The following is a 1,531-nucleotide window of genomic DNA, read 5'->3' on the forward strand; positions in this document are numbered from 1 at the left end:
CGGCCCTGTCTCGCATTCGGTGGTGACGGAGCGTGCTGCTATCCGAGGAGGATGCGGTGGCGAAGAAGGGTGAAGCCTGCTCGTCCGTGCATCTGGCGCGCGATCCGCTTGGTCTTGGTGTTGACCCCCTCGGTGGGGCGGTTGCTGTACGGAAGTGTGAGCGCGGCGATCACGGCGTCGTGGTCTCGGTCCAGGCCCCGGGTGAAGGCGTGCAGATGGGGCAGATCGACTGCGCGGACCTGGACGATCCAGTGCGAGAGCCCGTCGGCATTTCCTGCGCGAGGGGTCAGTAGCTGGGCAAGAAATCCCCGATACGGGCGGCAAGTTGGGTCATCTCGGGGCAGGCGGCGGTGAGCCGGGCCAGGAGGTCGTGATGTTCAGCTTTGAGGTTGTCGGGCCTGGTGAGGATCATCCGGGCGAGTCTGCGCGCGGAGATGTGACTGCGGTCGGCGTCTGCGCGGCCTTGGTTGATGTACTTGTGCAGGAGGTTCAGGCAGCCCGTGAAGCCGAGGGCTTTGATCTCTTCGAAGAGGTGCGCGACGGGGACGGCAGGGTCCTCGGCCCGGCGTTTGCGCAGGTGCTCACGGTAGGGATCGACGAGGCTGGCGCGGTACTTGGGGACGCGGAGCATGCGCTCGGGCCGATCGGCGCGGGCGTAGCGTTTGGCGGTATTCAGGGCCAGTTGCAGACGGCGGGCGCACTCGAGCAGGCCCACGCCCTGGCCGAGCAGGTTGTGGACCTGGTGCCAGCGTTCCAGGGTGGTCTGTGCCCGGGGCCCGTCGTACAGGGGCGCATCCAGCACGGCGGCCCAGCAGGTACTGTGCGCCTTCACCTCGTTCAGGGCGGCTTCGCACAGGTTGTGCCACACATGCCACCGGTCCGCGACCTGCACCGCGTCAGGCAGGGCGCGACGGATGGCCTCAGCATAGGTCGCCGAGCCGTCACGGCACACGACCTCAACGCCCGGATGCTCACGCAGCCACGCCTCCAGGGTGCCGGCCGTACGGTCGGGCAGCACGTCGATCCGCTCATGAGTCTCGGCGTCGATCACCACGGTGGCATAGCGGTGACGCCGGCGCAGGGCGAAGTCATCGACGCCGATCACGCGGGGCACCCGCCCGGTGGGCAACGGGATGCGCAACAGGGTGCGCAGGGCCGTGTGACGAGACAGGCCCGCCGCGAGTATCGCCAGCGAACGTGCGCCCGCCCGGCCCGCTAACTCCTTGACAACGGCCTTGACTTGTCTGGTCAAACGGGCGGTTCGTCGCTGGTAACGCTCCAGGACTCCGGGCACCTGTTCGCGGAAGGTGTGGCAGCAGCCGAGCGTGGGACACACCAGACGCCGCACCCGCACACGGACCACGACCCGGCGCCCGTCGACCGGCACGTCGGCCACCGTCCGCAGGTGATGGCCATGCACGCGTCCTGACGACGCCCCGCACACCGGGCAGGCCACGGTGTCCTGCGGAGTCCGTGCCCGCACCACGATCCGCTCACCCTCGTCGACCACATCCTCGATGACCAACGGGGA

1 pseudogene is annotated in these 1,531 nt (G+C 68.6%); it reads right to left on the reverse strand.

The features are described from left to right. Nucleotides 1–38: 38 nt before the first annotated feature. A pseudogene (locus tag ACLB9X_RS34340) lies at nucleotides 39–1,531 on the reverse strand (ISL3 family transposase); the annotation flags it as partial.

The organism is Streptomyces sp. 5K101, assembly GCF_046506645.1.
Classification (GTDB): domain Bacteria; phylum Actinomycetota; class Actinomycetes; order Streptomycetales; family Streptomycetaceae; genus Streptomyces.